The 18,263-nt window shown below is 64.0% G+C and carries 17 protein-coding genes; 8 read left to right on the forward strand and 9 right to left on the reverse strand.

All coding sequences use genetic code 11. The features are described 5' to 3' along the window. Positions 1-145 precede the first annotated feature (145 nt). A complete protein-coding gene (locus ACZ9AQ_RS02655; protein ID WP_429200919.1) occupies positions 146-3,004 on the forward strand; it encodes a TonB-dependent receptor domain-containing protein in 2,859 nt (952 codons plus the stop codon). Between the two features lie 83 nt (positions 3,005-3,087). Then, positions 3,088-4,140, forward strand: coding sequence for a S66 peptidase family protein (locus tag ACZ9AQ_RS02660; RefSeq protein ID WP_429200918.1), 1,053 nt, complete (start codon positions 3,088-3,090; stop codon positions 4,138-4,140). 75 nt (positions 4,141-4,215) lie between these two features. Here ACZ9AQ_RS02660 and ACZ9AQ_RS02665 read toward each other — a convergent pair whose 3' ends face one another. From ACZ9AQ_RS02665 to ACZ9AQ_RS02685, 5 genes are all read right to left on the reverse strand, one after another. Continuing rightward, entirely contained in the window at positions 4,216-4,791 is a 576-nt protein-coding gene (locus ACZ9AQ_RS02665) for a GNAT family N-acetyltransferase (RefSeq protein ID WP_429200916.1), read from the reverse strand. Further along, positions 4,788-5,921, reverse strand: coding sequence for an acyl-CoA dehydrogenase family protein (locus tag ACZ9AQ_RS02670; RefSeq protein ID WP_429200914.1), 1,134 nt, complete (start codon positions 5,919-5,921; stop codon positions 4,788-4,790). The genes ACZ9AQ_RS02665 and ACZ9AQ_RS02670 overlap by 4 nt, the downstream gene beginning before the upstream one ends. 34 nt (positions 5,922-5,955) lie before the next feature. Continuing rightward, positions 5,956-6,624, reverse strand: a complete 669-nt coding sequence (locus ACZ9AQ_RS02675; RefSeq protein ID WP_429200913.1) for an SDR family oxidoreductase — start codon at positions 6,622-6,624, stop codon at positions 5,956-5,958. Between the two features lie 79 nt (positions 6,625-6,703). Then, positions 6,704-7,903 carry an acetyl-CoA C-acyltransferase gene (locus ACZ9AQ_RS02680; RefSeq protein ID WP_429200912.1) on the reverse strand — a complete coding sequence of 400 codons (1,200 nt, stop codon included), beginning with the start codon at positions 7,901-7,903 and terminating at the stop codon, positions 6,704-6,706. 62 nt (positions 7,904-7,965) lie between these two features. Beyond that, entirely contained in the window at positions 7,966-9,150 is a 1,185-nt protein-coding gene (locus ACZ9AQ_RS02685) for an isovaleryl-CoA dehydrogenase (protein ID WP_429200911.1), read from the reverse strand. 367 nt (positions 9,151-9,517) lie between these two features. On the opposite strand from ACZ9AQ_RS02685, the gene ACZ9AQ_RS02690 reads away from it, so the two are divergent. Continuing rightward, positions 9,518-10,759, forward strand: coding sequence for a hypothetical protein (locus ACZ9AQ_RS02690; RefSeq protein WP_429200909.1), 1,242 nt, complete (start codon positions 9,518-9,520; stop codon positions 10,757-10,759). Positions 10,760-11,165: 406 nt separating this feature from the next. Here ACZ9AQ_RS02690 and ACZ9AQ_RS02695 read toward each other — a convergent pair whose 3' ends face one another. Then, positions 11,166-11,570, reverse strand: coding sequence for a MerR family transcriptional regulator (locus ACZ9AQ_RS02695; protein WP_429200908.1), 405 nt, complete (start codon positions 11,568-11,570; stop codon positions 11,166-11,168). A 135-nt stretch (positions 11,571-11,705) separates the two neighbouring features. Here ACZ9AQ_RS02695 and ACZ9AQ_RS02700 point away from each other — a divergent pair, with 135 nt between their 5' ends. From ACZ9AQ_RS02700 to ACZ9AQ_RS02710, 3 genes are all read left to right on the forward strand, one after another. Then, positions 11,706-12,758, forward strand: coding sequence for an MBL fold metallo-hydrolase (locus ACZ9AQ_RS02700; RefSeq protein WP_429200906.1), 1,053 nt, complete (start codon positions 11,706-11,708; stop codon positions 12,756-12,758). 275 nt (positions 12,759-13,033) lie between these two features. Then, positions 13,034-13,450: a hypothetical protein gene (locus ACZ9AQ_RS02705; RefSeq protein ID WP_429200904.1), complete on the forward strand. Its 417-nt coding sequence runs from the start codon at positions 13,034-13,036 to the stop codon at positions 13,448-13,450. A gap of 128 nt (positions 13,451-13,578) precedes the next feature. Further along, positions 13,579-13,749 carry a hypothetical protein gene (locus ACZ9AQ_RS02710; protein WP_005664342.1) on the forward strand — a complete coding sequence of 57 codons (171 nt, stop codon included), beginning with the start codon at positions 13,579-13,581 and terminating at the stop codon, positions 13,747-13,749. A 34-nt stretch (positions 13,750-13,783) separates the two neighbouring features. On the opposite strand, the gene ACZ9AQ_RS02715 is transcribed toward ACZ9AQ_RS02710, so the two are convergent. Both ACZ9AQ_RS02715 and grxD read right to left on the reverse strand, forming a co-directional pair. Further along, a complete protein-coding gene (locus ACZ9AQ_RS02715) occupies positions 13,784-14,392 on the reverse strand; it encodes a UbiX family flavin prenyltransferase (protein ID WP_429200902.1) in 609 nt (202 codons plus the stop codon). A 4-nt stretch (positions 14,393-14,396) separates the two neighbouring features. Then, positions 14,397-14,711: a Grx4 family monothiol glutaredoxin gene (gene grxD / locus ACZ9AQ_RS02720; RefSeq protein WP_429200900.1), complete on the reverse strand. Its 315-nt coding sequence runs from the start codon at positions 14,709-14,711 to the stop codon at positions 14,397-14,399. A gap of 171 nt (positions 14,712-14,882) precedes the next feature. On the opposite strand from grxD, the gene ACZ9AQ_RS02725 reads away from it, so the two are divergent. Continuing rightward, a complete protein-coding gene (locus ACZ9AQ_RS02725) occupies positions 14,883-15,194 on the forward strand; it encodes a hypothetical protein (protein ID WP_429200898.1) in 312 nt (103 codons plus the stop codon). 61 nt (positions 15,195-15,255) lie between these two features. Next, positions 15,256-15,543 carry a hypothetical protein gene (locus ACZ9AQ_RS02730; RefSeq protein ID WP_429200897.1) on the forward strand — a complete coding sequence of 96 codons (288 nt, stop codon included), beginning with the start codon at positions 15,256-15,258 and terminating at the stop codon, positions 15,541-15,543. Positions 15,544-15,687: 144 nt separating this feature from the next. Here the strand turns inward: ACZ9AQ_RS02730 and ACZ9AQ_RS02735 are convergent, their stop codons facing one another. Further along, entirely contained in the window at positions 15,688-18,039 is a 2,352-nt protein-coding gene (locus ACZ9AQ_RS02735) for a Tex family protein (RefSeq protein WP_429200896.1), read from the reverse strand. Between the last annotated feature and the right edge of the window lie 224 nt (positions 18,040-18,263).

Consider the following 18,263-nt stretch of genomic DNA (forward strand, 5'->3'; position numbering starts at 1 on the left):
ATTTTTGTCGGCGTACTCTGGATTCATAACATAACGTAATGCTAAGAGCGAAATAGCTATTGCGAAGAGAGCAGGCCAGGCGTTGCACCCCTGCGGTGCACCCGACTGGCCCAAGACCGCCACGGGAAACATTAGGAGAAACACGGTGAAATTAAAGGAACTGGCACGGTTGATGGCCCTGATGGGCGCGATTGCCCCGATCGCGGCGCAGGCGCAGGCGCAGGCGCAAAGCGACGCGTCGATACAGCGGGTGGAAATCACCGGTTCGAGCATCAAGCGCATCGCCAAGGAAGGTGCGCTGCCGGTCGAGATCATTTCGCGCAAGCAGCTCGAAGACCAGGGCATCGTGACGGCCGAGCAGCTGATCGCGACGCTGAACGTGAACGGCAACGGTTCCGACAACCTGGCGTCGAACGCCGACGTGACGTCCGGCGCCCAGCGCGGCAACAACGGCGCCTCGAGCGCCAACCTGCGCGGCCAGGGTTCCGATTCCACCCTGGTGCTGCTCAACGGCCGCCGCGTCGCGACCCACGGCATGAAAGGCTCGGCGGTCGACCTGAACTCGATCCCGATGGCGGCGGTCGAGCGCGTCGAAGTGCTGAAGGATGGCGCCTCGGCCGTGTATGGCACCGACGCGATCGGCGGCGTGATCAACTTCATCCTGCGCAAGAACTACGAGGGCCTGGAAGCCCAGGCCTTCACCGATGTCGCCGAAGCGAGCGGCGGCGAGATCGGCCGCGCCTCCATCACCGGCGGCTGGGGCGACCTGGATACCCAGGGCTGGAATGTGCTGGTGACGGCCGCGCACAGCGAGAACAAGGCGCTGCGCGGCGACCAGCGCGACTTCGTGAACACCTTCCAGCCGAACCGCGGCGTGTCGGTCGATACGCGCGGCGCGCCGAGCGCCAACGTGTTCGCTACTACCCTGGCGCCGACCCTGCTGTCGCGCACCGGCACTGGCCCGACCATTCCGGGCGGCGGCACCGTGGCCTACAATGGGATCAGCCTGCTCGACCTGCCGGGCGGCCCGGGCTGCGACAGCATCGACGGCATGGGCGCCTACGACGAGAAGCTGTGGGATTCGCCCGGCTCGGCCTATGGCTGCGCCTGGGATACCGGCCGCGCCGCCGTGCTGCAGCAGCCGGTCAAGAATACCAATGCGCTGGCGCGCGCCACCTTCCGCATGGGCGAGCACGAGTTCTTCGCCGAAGGCGTGGCTTCGCGCGTCGAAGTGGCCAAGCGCTTCTCGCCGAACCAGGTTTCTCCTTCCGCCTCGACCTTCGGCCCGGCCTCGTTCTATCCGAGCACCGGCGCCGCCTACGACGGCGTGTACAACGCGCTGGTCAAGGTCTTCCCGAGCATCTCGGCCAACTACGGCCTGCCGATCGCCTACCGCTGGCGCTGCATGGAATGCGGCAACCGCGAGATCGAGACCGAAACCAAGGCCGGCCGCATGCTGGTCGGCGCCGACGGCCCGGTGAACCTGTTCGGCAAGCGCTACGACTACCGTGTCGGCCTGTCGCGCGCCTATAGCGAATCCGAATCGACGCTGGGCACCGGCTTCAACTACACCCGCGCACTGGCCGACGTGCTCGGTTCGGGCATCGTGAATCCCTTCCTGCTGCCGGGCCAGAGCCAGAGCCAGGAAGCGATCGACGCGATCCGCGCCACCTCGGCCGCGGGCGTGGTGATGTATGGCGGCAAGCAGACCCTGACCCAGTTCGACGCCGCGATCTCGGGCGAGCTGTTCAACCTGCCGGCTGGCCCGGTCATGGCTGCGGTGGGCACCGACCTGCGTCGTGAAGAGTACGAATTCAATGGCGACCGCCGCGCCGCCAATGCGCGCCCGGCGATCCTGAACGCGCCGTTCGACGACGTCAATGCGCTCGACCAGGTCAAGCGCGACATCAAGGCGGTCTACGCCGAGGTGCTGGTGCCGGTGACCCAGGCGCTGGAACTGACCTTCGCCATCCGCCGCGACGATTACACGGGCTTTGGCGCCACCACCAATCCCAAGGTGTCGTTCCGCTACCAGCCGATCCCGCAACTGATGTTCCGCGGCTCGTACAACGAAGGCTTCCGCGCGCCGTCGTTCAACCAGCTGTTCAACGGCATCACCGAGTCGTCGTACGCGGGCAAGGACCTGGTCGACCCGGCTACCTGCTCGATCGGCCGCGTCGATACCACCGTGCCGGGCTGCGACGCGGTCAACCCGATCACCCTGACCGGCGGCAAGGATACGCTGGGACCGGAAACGGCCAAGCAGGCCAGCCTAGGCGTCGTGTTCGAGCCGACCAACTACTTCTCGGCCAACGCCGACCTGTGGGAGATCCGCAAGGAAAACACGATCGACTCGTTCAATGTGGCGACCATGGTCGCGAACTACAACCTGTTCCAGGACCAGTTCTTCCGCGACCCGGCCGGCAACCTGGTGGCGATCGACCAGCGCTGGCTCAATGCCGGCGAGCGCATCACCCGCGGCGTCGAAGTCGGCGCCCGCCTGAACGGCAAGCTCGGCACCGGCGCGGTGTGGAGCGTGGGCCTGGACGGTTCGCGCCTGCTCGAGAAGAAATCGCGCGCCACCCGCAACGCCGAATTCGGCGAGAGCGAAGTGGGCCGCTTCCTGTTCACCGGCGACCTGGGCTTGAAGTGGAAGCACAGCGCGTATGCCACCTACAGGCACGGCAACTGGAGCGGCATGCTGCAGAACATCTACCGTTCGGGCTATGACGACCAGGTGCTGCCGGGCGTGGCCAGCGGCCGCGTCGTGCCGTCGAACTACCAGCGCAAGGTCGACGACTACTCGATCTTCAACCTGACGGTGAACTACACGGGCTTCCAGAACCTGACCCTGACCGGCGGCATCAAGAACCTGCTGGACGAGGATCCGCCGTTCGCGATCACCTACGACAGCAATACCGGCGCCGGCAGCACCTGGGAACCGCGCGTGGCCGATCCGCGTGGCCGCTCGTTCACCCTGATGGCGACCTACAAGTTCTTCTGATTGCTCTACACTGATGGCCCGCGCCGGGGAGGTGGTCGACCTCCCGGCGCGGGCCGTTTTTCTTTTGGAGCGTTGCCTCACGCATGAAGATCAGCCGCCGCAGCTTCGGCGCCGTTGCCGCCGCCTTGTCCCTTGCCTTGCCCGGCGTTGCCCCGGCGCGCACGCCTTCCTCGCGTCCCATGAAAAAACTCATCAAGCCGCCACGCCTGCAGCGCGGCGACGTCGTCGGACTGATCGCGCCCGGCGGCTACACCAACGAGCGCGCCATCGAGAAGGCGGTGCGCAATATCGAAGCGCTGGGCTTTCGCGTCAAGCAGGGCGCCTACCTGCGCGAAGTGTTCGGCAACTACGCAGGCTCGGTCCAGCAGCGCCTGGCCGACCTGCATGCGATGTTCCTCGACCCCGAGGTCAAGGCGATCTGGCCGATCCGCGGCGGCTCGGGCTGCATCTCGCTGGTATCGAGCCTGGATGTCGACCTCATTCGCCGCAACCCCAAGGTCTTGATCGGTTACTCCGACATCACGGCGCTGCACCTGGCGATATTCAAGCAGACCGGCCTGGTGACCTTCCACGGCCCGGTGGCGTCGTCGACGATGACGCCGTATTCGACCGAGCACATGATGGCGGTGCTCACCGATCCGCAGGCCAGCTACACGATCCCGATGTCGCGGGAGAACGCCGAGCGCGCGCTGAGCGAACCGCACTTCGGCGTCCACACCTTCACCCACGGCGTGGCCACCGGTCCGCTCATGGGCGGCAACCTGTCGCTGGTGGCGGCGCTGGCCGGCACGCCGTACGCGGCCGACATCGCGGGCAGCATCCTGTTCCTGGAAGAGGTGAACGAAGCGCCGTACCGGATCGACCGCTGGATGACCCAGCTCGACCTGGCGGGCGGCTTCAGGAATGCGGCGGCGCTGGTGGTCGGCATCTGCGAGAACTGCGGGCCGGAGCACGAAGACATCTCGCTCACGCTGGAGCGCACGCTGGGCCTGCACCTGCATCCGTTGACCATCCCCGCGGTGTCAGGCTACTCGATCGGGCATATCCGCAACCAGTTCACCCTGCCGATGGGGATCCAGGCGCGGATCGATACCCGGGCGCAGACGATCACGTTGCTGGAGGCTGCTGTATCGTAGGGTCGGCGGCTGCGCCGCCGACGCGTTGATGGTTGGCAGCGAGATCATCCGGCGCGATATCGGAGCCGGTAGCGCTCACCGCGTCGGCGGCGCAGCCGCCAACCCTACGTGCCGGCTCATCATGACCGAGCCGTGCGACTCGCCATCGATGCGGTACAGGTCGGGCACGTCGCCCGTGACCACGAAGCCGGCGCGCTCATACAGCCGGCGCGCGGCGAGGTTGACTGACAGCACGTCGAGGTCGACCCATTCGAGCGGCGGCGTGGCGGCGGCCCAGGCCAGCGCCGTCTCGACGAGTTGCCGGCCCAGCCCAAAGCGCCGGTAGTCGCGGTGCACGCCCATGCCCAGCAGTGCTCGATGGCTCGAGGATGGATCGGGCCGCGCGCGCAGGTCGATGTGGCCCGCGATCGCGCCCAGCGTGTCGAGCGCGACCCACATGCGGCGCCAGCCCGGCTGGCCGAACGGCACCGCGAAGCTGGCCGCGAAGGCCGCCGCTTTCTCGGGCGGCACGCGCGACTGGAGGCGCGACAGTGGCTGGAACAGCGGCATGCCGGCGCGGCCATTTTCCTGCAGCTGGTCGTCGAGATACTGAAAAAGCTGCGCCAGCCGCTCCGGCGCCAGCGGCGCGATCTGGAGGAGGGGCAGGCTCACAGTGCGCGCGCGATCAGGATCTTCTGGATGTCGCTCGTGCCTTCATAGATCTGGCATACGCGCACGTCGCGGTAGATGCGCTCGACCGGGAAGTCGGCCACGTAGCCATAGCCGCCAAACACCTGCATCGCGCTCGACACGACGTTCTCGGCCATCTCGGAAGCGAACAGCTTGGCCATCGCCGCTTCCTTCAGGCACGGCAGGCCCGCATCCTTCATCGCGGCGGCGTGCAGGATCAGCTGGCGCGCGGCCTCGATCTTCATCGCCATCTCGGCCAGGCGGAACTGCACCGCCTGGTGCTCGAAGATCGGTTTGCCAAAGCTCTCGCGTTCTTTCGCATAGCCGAGCGCCGCCTCGTAGGCCGCGCGCGCCATGCCGACCGATTGCACGGCGATGCCGATGCGGCCGCCCTCCAGCCCGGACAGGGCGATCCTGTAGCCCATGCCTTCCTCGCCGATCAGGTTCTCCGCCGGGATGCGGCAATTGTCGAACACGATCTGCGCCGTGTCCGACGAGTGCTGGCCCATCTTCTGCTCGATGCCGGCCACGATGTAGCCGGGCGTATCGGTCGGCACCCAGAACGCGCTGATGCCCTTCTTGCCGGCTTCCTTGCTTGTTACGGCCATGACGATGGCCACGTCGCCATGCTTGCCGCTGGTGATGAACTGCTTGGCGCCGTTGATGACGTAGCCGGCGCCGTCCTGGTCACGTACTGCGGTGGTGCGCAGCGCCGCCGCATCGCTGCCGGTGTGCGGCTCGGTCAGGGCGAAGGCGCCCAGCAGTTCGCCCTGGGCCAGCGGCCGCAGCCAGCGCGCTTTCTGTTCCTCGTTCGCATACATCATGGCGATGCTGCACACGGGGCAGTTGTTGACCGAGATGATGGTCGAGGTGCCGCCGTCGCCGGCCGCGATTTCTTCGAGCACCAGCGCCAGCGCCACGTAGTCCAGGCCCGCGCCGCCATACTGCTCCGGCACCGCCACGCCGAACGCGCCCAGGGCCGCCAGTTCCTTCAGCTCCTCTTTCGGGAAATGGTGCTCGCGGTCCCAGCGCGCGGCGTTGGGGGCCAGGCGCTCCTGCGCGAAGCTGCGCAGGGCGTCGCGGATCATCTGGTGTTCTTCGCTCAGGATCATGGTGTCTCGTGGGTTTTTTATGTGTGGGGATGACTCACCAGGCGATGGCGGCGCCATCGTGGTTCAGGAAGCTGCCGTTGGCGCTGGCGTCCACCTTCGCCAGGGTGGCGCGCAGGTCGCGCACGCTGTGTTCGGGCGTCAGGCTGGCGCCCGAGCCGCCCATATCGGTCTGGACCCAGCCCGGATGGAAGGCGACGCAGGTGACGCCCTGCGCGCCATAGGTGATCGAAGCGTCCTTCAGCACGGAATTGAGCGCCGCCTTGCTGGCGCGGTACAAGGTGCCGTCTGTGCCGGAACGCTCGCCGATCGATCCCATGCGCGAGGACAGTACGGCCAGCTTGCCGCGCGTGTCGGCCAGCAGCGGGCCGATGATGGGGATCAGGCGCATTGCGGCCAGCACGTTGGTGTGCATGACGGCGTCGAATTCGGGGCCGGTCGGGAAGCTTCCGTGGTCCGGGCCGTAGACGCCCGCCACCAGCCAGGCGCTATCGATCTTTTCATCGTCCAGGCGCCAGCCGAGTGCGGCGATCGATTCGGCGCTCGTGACGTCCAGCTGGTGCGCCACCGCGCCCAGTTGAACCAGCGCGTCGCAGTCTTCCTGCTTGCGCGCGGTGGCGATCACGCGCCAGCCGTCCGCGCGGTACTGGCGAACCATTTCTTGCCCGATGCCGCGCGAGGCGCCGACGATCAATACGGTAGGCATGATGAACTCCTTGTGAACGGTTGAATTCTCAATGTTCGCATGGTTCGTTCATCATTGCCGTACACCCGGTCGAACGGGATTACACCAGCTCGATCGCCATCGCGGTGGCTTCGCCGCCGCCGATGCACAGCGAGGCCACGCCGCGCTTGCCGCCGCTGCGCTTGAGCGCGCCGAGCAGGGTGATGACGATGCGCGCGCCGGAGGCGCCGATAGGGTGGCCCAGCGCGCAGGCGCCGCCGTGGACGTTGACCTTGCTGTGCGGGATGTCGAGGTCGCGCATGGCGGCCATCGGCACCGCGGCAAAGGCTTCGTTGATCTCGAACAGGTCGACGTCGCCGGCGGTCCAGCCGGTCTTTTTAAAGAGCTTCTGCATCGCGCCGATCGGGGCGGTGGTGAACAGGTTCGGTTCCTGCGCGTGGGTGGCGTGGCCCAGCACGCGCGCGATCGGGGTCAGGCCCAGCTCTTTCGCCTTCGATTCGCGCATCATCACCAGCGCGGCGGCGCCGTCGTTGATCGACGACGACGAGGCGGCAGTCACGGTGCCGTCCTTCTTGAACGCGGGCTTGAGCGACGGGATCTTGTCGACCTTGGCCTTGAGCGGGCCTTCGTCCTTGTCGATCACGGTGTCGCCCGCGCGGCTGGTGACGGTGACCGGCGCGATTTCCCAGTCGAAGCCGCCCTCGAGGCTGGCGGCCTGGGCACGCTTGACCGAGGCGATCGCGAACGCGTCCTGCTCCTCGCGCGTGAATTGATAAGTGGCCACGCACTCTTCGGCGAAGGTGCCCATCGAGCGGCCTTCACCGGTCTTTTCGTTGCGCGAGTAGGCGTCTTCCAGGCCGTCGAGCATCATGTGGTCGAACATCGGCGCGTGGCCGATGCGGTAGCCGCCGCGCGCCTTCGGGATCAGGTAGGGCGCACCCGTCATCGACTCCATGCCGCCGGCGACCACGATGTCGGCGCTGCCGGCCACCAGCTGGTCGTGGGCGAAGATGGCGGCCTGCATCGCCGAACCGCACATCTTGGACAGCGTGACGGCGCCGGTCGACAGCGGCAGGCCGGCCTTGATCAGCGCCTGGCGCGCCGGGGCCTGGCCCTGGCCGGCCATCAGGCAGTTGCCGAAGTAGACGTGCTCGACCGCGTCAGGCGCGACGCCGGCGCGCTCGACCGCGGCCTTGATCGCCACCGCGCCGAGGTCGCTCGCGGTCTTGGAAGAAAAATCGCCCATGAAGGCGCCCATCGGGGTGCGCGCTGCGCCGACGATGACGACTGGATCATTCATTGTAAAGTCTCCAAAGTTGGAAGCTGTGAACCGTCATTCCCGCGCAGGCGGGAACCCAAGTATTACATCGTCTCGCCGAACAGCTCGCGGCCGATCAGCATGCGACGGATTTCGCTGGTGCCGGCGCCGATCTCGTACAGCTTGGCGTCGCGCCACAGGCGGCCGACCGGGTATTCATTGATGTAGCCGTTGCCGCCCAGGGCCTGGATCGCTTCGCCCGCCATCCAGGTGGCCTTCTCGGCGCTGTACAGGATGGCGCCGGCGGCGTCCTTGCGCAGGGCGCGCACCTGTTCCGGCGCGGTGGCGCGGTCGCAAGCCTGGCCCACGGCGTACACATAGGCGCGGCAAGCCATCATGGTCGAATACATGTCGGCGATCTTGCCCTGCATCAGTTGGAACTCACCGATCGCCTGGCCGAACTGCTTGCGGTCGTGGATGTACGGCACCACGACGTCCATGCAGGCCGCCATGATGCCCAGCGGACCGCCGGACAGCACGGTGCGTTCGAAATCGAGGCCCGACATCAGGACGTTGACGCCCTTGCCGACGCCGCCCAGTACGTTTTCCACAGGCACTTCGCAATCCTGGAACACCAGTTCGCCGGTGTGCGAGCCGCGCATGCCCAGCTTGTCCAGTTTCTGGGCGACCGAGAAACCCTTGAAGCCTTTTTCGATCAGGAAGGCGGTCATGCCGCGCGGGCCCGCCTCGGGGTCGGTCTTGGCGTACACCACCAGGGTATCGGCGTCGGGACCGTTGGTGATCCACATCTTGCTGCCGTTGAGCACGTAGCGATCGCCCTGGAGGTCGGCGCGCAGCTTCATGCTGACCACGTCGGAACCGGCGTTCGGCTCGGACATCGCCAGCGCGCCGACGTGCTCGCCCGAGATCAGCTTGGGCAGGTATTTGCGCTTCTGTTCCGCATTGCCGTTGCGCTTGATCTGGTTGACGCACAGGTTCGAGTGGGCGCCGTAGGACAAGCCGACCGAGGCCGAAGCGCGCGAGATTTCTTCCATGGCCACGATGTGGGCCAGGTATCCCATATTGGCGCCGCCGTACTCCTCGCCGACGGTGATGCCCAGCAGGCCCAGTTCGCCCATCTTCTTCCACAAGTCCATCGGGAACTGGTCGCTGCGGTCGATTTCAGACGCGCGCGGCGCGATTTCGCTTGCCGCGAATTGTTGAACCGCTTCGCGCAGCGCGGCGATGTCGTCGCCATGGTCAAAGGTCAAGCCTGGGAGATGCAGCATGTCGTCCTCACGGTGAACGGTGGTTGGGCAGAGTGGGGCAGCCAGTGAACGAATATCATACTCGCCTGTTACGTTAACGTAAACGTAAAGTGAGGCCACTGTGGCGACCTCATGGTTTAGTGAGCGAACCAGCCCGCATGATGGAGCCATTGTTGACAGGAACGACAACAACTTAAGTCGGTGAGAATGAACTAGCGGGAACTGGGTAAAGCAGGGAATAAAAATTCTAAGATCTCTAAAAAGCATAAAGTCAGGTGCCCGGCTTGATATGTATTAAATGTTGTATTTGCATCATAAGCTAAGCATCAAGCTACCTTTATTGTTATTCTTAAAAAACAATTAAAATGATGTGGCTAGGGGATAACAAATGAAGAATTGTTATTTGGCAATCATTTTGTGTTTCTTGTTTGCTGGTTTTTCTCGTCCTTCCCATGCGCAGCAGATCGTCGGTGAATGTTTGCAAGGGGATGGAAAGATCTTTGGCGTCTATCAAAATTTTTTTGTACAACAAAAGTTTTTCCCAGCAAACCAAGGTCAGGGTTATCGCGATCCTTCCGGCCAGGCCTTCATGCGGTTTCCCTCGGTGAGCAGTATCGCGGTCTGGGTGACCTGGGACATGAACATGATCCAGATCGACCAGATGGGGTGGCATGTCATCGGAAAATGCCAGATGAATCCACAATTTGTGCAGAGTATGGCGATCGTCACCTTCCCGATGCCGCAGCAATATAATGCGGTGGTTTTCGAATCACCGGGCACGAATGGGATGACAAGATCGGCAACGATCCCGGCAAATTTCTTGATTCAAGAAATCACGTTTGTCAAACCGCTCGTTCCCCAGTTGTCGGCAGCACAGGAATGCCAGTCCTATGTGAGCCAGGGAAATCACAACGGATTCATGGATTGCATGGCGCCGAAAATGATGGGGAGCCGCGAACATGGCTACTACGATTGCATGCGCCGGCATGGCGGTAACCAGGATGAACTTGCCTTGTGCATGCTCGGCAGATCAATGGGCCAGAACGAGAGGGCGGCCCTGAATGCTGCAGAGGCTTGTTATCGGCAATACGGCACGGCCTGGCAACAATACCCCGCTTGCGCCTTGCAGAACAATCTGCCGTTCGATGAACGGACGGCGCGCGCCATCCAGTGTCTTGAGAAGAGCGCCGGTGGCAACGGAATAGATTATCTGGGAATGGGGGTGTGCTATGCCGGGCCTGATTTAATGAAAGGCATGAATCAGGAGTCCTTGATAGCAATGCAATGTGCCATGGCTAGTGGTGGTGATCCGATGACGTTTGCTACCTGCACTGGTGGACAGCTCGCCACGAATGAGCTGAACAAGTGTTTTACGCACGGCATCGGTGGAAATGGCTGTTTTGGTGATGGGAATACATTGGTCAGCACTGCTCGGAATATTGGAAATGAAATCGGACAGCATTTTGGCCAGAACAGTGCGGCAGTCCAGGCTTGGAATGCCATGACCACCATGCCTGGGCCGAATAACGAAGCGGTCAAGATTGTTAATCATTCGGTGCGTGAAATGGAAAAGGCAGGCAAGAATATTGGGAGGGAAGTCAAGAAAATTCTGCCACGTATAAGATTCTGATGTTACATAGCAGGAGGCAAACCATGAAAGCGCTATTGATGATATTGTTGCTGTCAACTCATGCAAGCTTTGCGTCCGCCAATACAGTGCATTATGAGCTGAAGGTCTGGCAGAGCAATAATCAGAATCTCAAGAGTATCGGAAAGTACGCTACTCTGGGGCAATGCCGTACGGCGCTCGCCGAATTTCGGAAAGCCAATTCGGGATGGGCTGGAGGGTGCTTCAATATTTAGCCGACCTATCGATCGGCCCTCGACGTCGGTCCTGATACCGATATTGATTCCATCCGCACGGCGCTCATGGCCATGCGGGTTGGAATTGTTCGTTCTCCGACAGCTGACTTGATCGACCACTTCTGATCAGCCGAATCACTGCAGGTCTTCCTGCCAACATGGCCAGGCGAATGTCACGCCGTGTCGCGCGCCGTCTCGTCCTCGGAGAGCAGGCGACGGCATTCTTCCTCGTGGGCCGAGATTTCTTCCAGCGCCATGTCGATGTCGGCGCGCTGCTGTTCCAAGGTCAGGCGCTGCTGGGCCAGCACGCCCAGGAAGCGGTTGATCTGGGCCACCGTGTCCCTTGGGGACTCATACATGTCGACGATGCTCTTAATTTCGGACAATGTCAGGCCCAGGCGCTTGCCGCGCAGGGTCAGTTTCAGGCGGGTGCGGTCGCGCGGGGTGTACACGCGGTTGCGTCCGCCCACGCCTTCGCGCATGGGGCTGAGCAGGCCCTGGTCTTCATAAAAACGGATCGCCCTTGCGGTGATGTCGAATTCGCGCGCCAGTTCGGCGATGGTATAGGTAGTGGGCATGAGTTTTCAGGCGGTTGGGAAACGTTTGCGGGAATCGCTTAGAATCGCAAAACGATACCGTGATTGCCGTTTACGTTAACTGACAGTGTCGCCACATTGTAGCGCGGTCTCCGACCCCGAAAACGAAAGATTGCCATGAATGCCCTTGAAGCCCAGCTGGATTATCCGTTTGGCGACGCCATCCCCGTACCCGGCGCCGTGCACGACGTCATGCCGGGCCTGCGCTGGGCGCGCATGCCGTTGCCGTTTGCGCTGGACCATGTCAATGTGTGGCTGCTGGAAGACGAACTCGAGGAGCGACGCGGCTGGAGTCTGGTCGATACCGGCGCCGGTACCGACGCCACCCGCGCCGCCTGGGAGCAGGTGGTGGCGCAGGGCCTGGAAGACCGGCCGCTGCTGCGCCTGATCGCGACGCATTGCCATCCCGACCACGTCGGCCTGTCCGGCTGGCTGTGCGCGCGGTTTGCGGCGCCGTTCTGGACCACCACCGGCGAGTTCGGCTTCATGCGCATGATGGCGGCGGCGCTGCCCGGCGTGGACGGACCGTCGGCCGTGCCCCATTTCGAGCGCCACGGCCTGGTCGATGCGGCGCTGCTGGACCAGATGCGCAGCCGCCGCAATTACTATCCTTCGCTGGTGCCGGCGGTACCGCAAGCCTATACCCGGCTGCAGGATGGGCAGCTCGTCACGATCGGCGGCCAGGCCTGGCGCGTGATCACCGGCTTCGGTCACTCCCCGGAACACGCCTCGCTCTACTGCGCGGCGCTGAACGTGCTGGTCTCGGGCGATATGGTGTTGCCGCGGATCTCGACCAATGTCTCGGTATTCGCCGTCGAGCCCGAAGGCAATCCGCTTCAGCTCTATCTCGATTCGCTGTCGAAGTTCGCCGGCCTGCCCGAAGACGTGCTGGTGCTGCCGTCGCACGGCAAGCCCTTCCGCGGTCTGCATACCCGCATCGCCCAGCTGCGCGACCACCACGCGGCGCGCCTGGATGAGGTGATCGCGGCCTGCGCCACGCCATGCTCGGCGACCGACATCGTGCCGGTCATGTTCCGGCGGCCGCTCGATGCGCACCAGCTCAGCTTCGCGCTGGGCGAGGCGCTGGCCCACCTGCACATGCTCTGGTACGGCGGCCGCCTGCGCCGCATGACCGGTGACGACGGCGTGGTGAGATTTCAGGAAATCTAACATCCAATTTGTCACGGGCGGATACAATTTTTTTGGCATGCGCATTCCCGAGGAACGGTCTAACCAATGGTGCGTAGATTGATTCTTTCGCATCGTAGAAAATTTTGTAAAAATCCTACTTTGCGGGATTGCTGTTGGGTATTAGTTGCACGAAGCGTAAAAACTATTAAAAAACCACATCATTGTTACATTTTGGTTGTATGATTTGGACCTTTGGCTTCTCATCCACAGGGAGACGAAGCCGCCCGTCCAAGTCTCAATAACCCAGTATCACGATGAATTCAACGAATGAACGGGAGAGCTTCAGCGAGCGACTGCAGCAGGCCCTGAAGAACGCACACTACTCGCCTGACAGCCCGACCCGCCTGGCACGAGAATTTAATATTCGCTTCGAAGGCCGTCCGATCACGGTCCACGCGGCCCGCAAATGGCTGGTAGGTGAAGCCATTCCCACCCAGGAAAAGTTGCGCATGATCGCCCAGTGGCTGGGCGTGCCTGCCGACTGGCTGCGCTTCGGCGGCGCCGAGCAGGCCGCGAGCCTTGACGCCGCCAACGGCGGCGCCCGGTTCGAATCGGCCGACGTCAAGCTCATTGCCGACCTGCAGCGCCTGGATGAACACCATCGCCAGCTGGCGCGCGAGTTCATCCGCATGCTGGTGCGCATGAACCACCAGAAAGCGGAAGCGAAGTAAGCCGGCTTGCCCGGGGCTTGCACTTTTCGTCATGCCGTGCCGCACAAACGGCCGCAGCTGGGTCATAATCTGTTCAGGTGGCAGCCTGTTCGCCACCGCCCCCAGGTCCACCCAGGAGCAGCTGACGCATGCGAAACAACTACGCCAATACCGCCCAGCTCAAGGATTTGATGACGGCGCCGCCCATGACGGCAGCGCGTCATGCCGAGGTCATGCGAGAGCGCAATGCCCGGCGACGAATGCTTGAAGAGGCGCGCGAGTTGAAGAAGTCCCAGGACAAGTACGACGACAAACGCTGAACGCGGGGAGCCGGCCGGACGCTGGCGCCGCCATTCAGGCGTCTTGTTCGCCCTTCATGCCACCCCAGCGGGCGGCCTGGGCATTTTCTATCCCTAACAAATCCACGACACGGTCCACCGTGTGCTCGACCATGTCCGCGATCGTCGCCGGCCGGTGGTAGAAGCTGGGCAGGGGAGGAAAGACGATCCCGCCCATTTCGGTCACGGCCGTCATATTGCGCAAGTGGGCCAGGTTGAAGGGCGTTTCGCGCACCATCAGGATCAGGCGCCGGCGTTCCTTGAGGATCACGTCGGCCGCGCGTGTCACAAGGTTGTCAGAAAAACCATGGGCGACCGCTGCCAGCGTTTTCATCGAACAGGGGGCGATCACCATGCCGTCGGTCTGGAACGAGCCGCTGGCGATCGAGGCGCCGACGTCGCGGTTGCGATGGACGACGTGGGCCAGTGCTTCGGCGTCGCGCCGCTGCAGGCCGAGTTCCTGGTGCAGGGTGAGAGAGGCGGCGTCGGAAACGACCAGGTGGGTCTCGACGCCCGGGGTGGCGTGCAGCCGCCGCAGCAGCTGCACGCCATAGGCCGCGCCGGTTGCGCCGGTGATGGCGACAACGATCCGGCGCTCGCCGCCGCGGCGGAGACCTTCCGCCATGGGATCAGCCGTTTTTCAGCAGGGCCTGCAGTTCGCCCGATTCGTACATCTCGTTCATGATGTCGGTGCCGCCGATGAACTCGCCCTTCACGTACAGCTGAGGAACGGTCGGCCAGTTCGAGTAGTCCTTGATGCCCTGGCGCACTTCGGCGTCGTCCAGCACATTGACGGTGGCAACGTTGTCAATGCCGCAGGCTTTCAGGATCTGGATGGCGCGGCCCGAGAAGCCGCACTGCGGGAACTGGGCGGTGCCCTTCATGAACAGCACGACCGGGGTGGAGGTCACGGTTTCTTTGATCCAGGTTTGCACGTCGCTCATTTGATTCTGCCTTTGAAGAAAAGGAATAAGTAGATGGCGACATTCTATAACGACTTGGCCGACAAAGTTGGCCAAGTCGCCCCCACGCAGGTGGGGGGGCAGGTTCGCATCGCCGTCGGCCGCTGGTGGACTGCGGTATCATCGATCAGTTCAAGATTATCAAGAAACACGATGAAGACGTTTGCTACCTTGCCGCCAGTGGCCATGTGGGTGTTCGCGGCCGTGCTCGGGCTGCCTGCCTTGTTCGATATCGCCAGCGCCCTCGCGCGCGGCTGGTTCGCCGGCATGTTCTTCGCGCTCGGGCCCCTGATGATGGCGCTGTACCTGGCCTGGTGCGCCTGGCAGCGCCGCGCCGGCCGCACGGCGCTGCTGGAGTCGCCGCGTGTCGCCCTGATCGGCTACATCTGCTTCGGCGCTTTTGTCGGCAGCTTCCTGGTGAAGATCATGACCCAGGGCGCGACCCTGAAACTGCCCGGGATGTAACGGTATGCAGCCGGCATTGCGGTATGATCGCCTGGTTTGTCATTCGATTATTGGAGTAACGATGCAGCAACCCCGCCCGCGCGTACCGTCGCCGAACATGAACTTCGTGATCGCCGCCCTGCTGGGCATTCCCGGCCTGCTGAACATCTATGGCGGCATCACGCGCTCCAGCGTGGGCGACATCCTGTCCGGCGCGGCGGCCCTGGTGTATGCCGTGTTGCTGGTGCGCGACGCCATCCACATCAGGAAGACCGGCCTGCCGGCCATCCCGCAGGCGCGCATGCTCCTGATCGGCTTCGGCTGCCTGACGGTCTACCTGATCGGCATGTTCATGAAGCACAGCGGATAAACGAGACAACGGGCCAGCGGCGCGATGTCGTAGCGTAGGCGGCTGTGCCGTCCACGCATTCAAATCACGCAGGCGTGGCGGCAGAGCGGATCGAGGTCGAACGCGTGGGCGGGAAGCCCGCCCACCTTACGATGAAGCTGCCAGCTATTTGCGCAGCTTGGCGAAGGCGTCCGCCATCGCATTGTTGGACGGCGGCGCCGACCGTTCCTGGCGCTGATGCTGGACCACGCGCTTGGCATCGACGCGGTCGCCGCGCTGCTCCGGCCGCGAACCGGCCTGCGGCGCGCTGTCCGACAGGCGCATGGTCAGCGCGATGCGCTTGCGCTTGGGGTCCACTTCCAGCACCTTGACCTTGACCACCTGGCCGGCCTTGACCACCGTGTGCGGATCCTTCACGAAGGTGTTCGACAGCGCCGAAATGTGCACGAGCCCATCCTGGTGCACGCCGATGTCCACAAAGGCGCCGAAGGCCGCGACGTTGGTCACGACGCCTTCCAGGATCATGTCCGGACGCAGGTCCGAGATTTCTTCCACGCCTTCCTTGAAGGTGGCGGTGGTGAATTCCGGACGCGGGTCGCGGCCCGGCTTTTCCAGCTCCTTCAGGATGTCGCTGACGGTCGGCACGCCGAACTTCTCGTCGGCGTACTTCGACGGATTCAAGCCCTTGAGCAGCGCGGCGTCGCCGATCACCGCCTTCATGTCGCGCTTGACGTCGGCCAGGATCTTCTCGACCACCGGATACGATTCCGGGTGCACCGCCGACGCATCCAGCGGATTGGCGCCGTCCACGATGCGCAGGAAGCCCGCCGCCTGCTCGAAGGTCTTGTCGCCCAGCCGCGGCACTTTTTTCAGCGCGGCGCGCGAGGCAAAAGCGCCGTTGGCGTCGCGGTAGGCCACGATGCCCTGGGCCACCGTGCTCGACAGGCCCGACACCCGCGCCAGCAGCGGCGCCGAGGCAGTGTTCACGTCCACGCCCACGGCGTTCACGCAGTCCTCGACCACCGCGTCGAGCGAGCGCGCGAGCTGGGTCTGCGACACGTCGTGCTGGTACTGGCCGACGCCGATCGACTTCGGATCGATCTTGACCAGTTCGGCCAGCGGATCCTGCAGGCGGCGCGCGATCGAGACCGCGCCGCGCAGCGACACGTCCATGTCGGGCAGCTCGCGCGAGGCGAACTCCGAGGCCGAATACACCGAAGCCCCCGCTTCCGACACCACGATCTTCTGGAGCTTGAGTTCCTGATGTTGCTTGATCAGGTCTTGCGCCAGCTTGTCGGTCTCGCGCGAGCCGGTGCCGTTGCCGATCGAGATCAGCGACACCTTGTGCTTCGCCGCCAGCTGGCCCAGCGTGTGCAGCGCGCCATGCCAGTCGTTGCGCGGCTGGTGCGGATAGACGGTGGCGGTATCGAGCACCTTGCCGGTGGCGTCGACCACGGCCACTTTCACGCCGGTGCGCAGGCCCGGATCGAGGCCCATGGTGGCGCGCTGGCCGGCCGGCGCCGCCAGCAGCAGGGCTTTCAGGTTGCGCGCGAAGACGCCGATCGCGTCGAGTTCCGCCCTGTCGCGCAGGGCGCCCATCAACTCCGTATCCAGGTGCATGAAGCTTTTCACGCGCCAGGTCCAGCGCGCGGTGTCCTGCAGCCACTTGTCGCTTGGCCTGCCCTGCGCCTTGATGCCGAAGCGCGCCGCGATGCGGCCCTCGCACGGGTTCAGCGGCGCGTCCCACTTCGGCTTCTCGGGTTCCGAATCCAGGCGCAGGCTCACGTCCAGCACGCCCTCGCGGCGGCCGCGCAGCAGGGCCAGCGCGCGGTGCGACGGCACGGCGCTCAGGGGCTCGTTGTAATCGAAGTAGTCGGCGAACTTCTCGCCCTCGTCTTCCTTGCCGGCGACGACCTTTGATTCGACCACGCCATGCTCGACCACGTACTCGCGCAGCGACTGCAGCAGCTCGGCATCCTCGGCGAAGCGCTCCATCAGGATCTGGCGCGCGCCGTCCAGGGCGGCCTTGGCGTCCGGCACGCCGGGGTTGGCGCCGCCGTCCGGATTCGTGAACGCCTCGCGCAGGTAGCCGCTCGCGGCTTGTTCCGGGTTCAGGGTCGGGTCGGCCAGCAGCGCTTCCGCCAGCGGCGCCAGGCCAGCCTCGATCGCGATCTGGGCCTTGGTGCGGCGCTTCTGCTTGTAGGGCAGGTACAGGTCTTCGAGCCGGGTTTTGTCTTCCGCCATGGCGATGGCCTGCATCAGCTCGGGCGTCATCTTGTTCTGTTCGGTGATCGACGCGACGATCGCGGCGCGCCGGTCTTCGAGCTCGCGCAGGTAGCGCAGGCGTTCTTCGAGCAGGCGCAGCTGGATGTCGTCGAGACCGCCCGTGGCTTCCTTGCGATAGCGGGCGATGAAGGGCACGGTGGCGCCTTCGTCGAGCAAGGCGATGGCGGCGGCCACCTGGGCCGGGCGGGCGGCGAGTTCTTGGGCGAGGCGTTGTTCGATGGAGGGCAGCATGGATCGTGAATCGTTGTATCGAAGGTGGGGGAAGCGCTGATTCATTCTGGCGGCGGTCTTGGCACGGAAAAAAGACGCCCTGCTGCGTTGTAAATCCTCGCCATACCACGCGGTATGGCTGTGGTTTACGCCTTGCCGGGCGCCTTTTTCCGTCGCCAATCCCATCCGCCAGAATAAATCAGCGCTTCCCAAGCGGCCAATGATACGCGCTCATCGACGATGCG

This window comes from Massilia sp. UYP34, assembly GCF_056279385.1.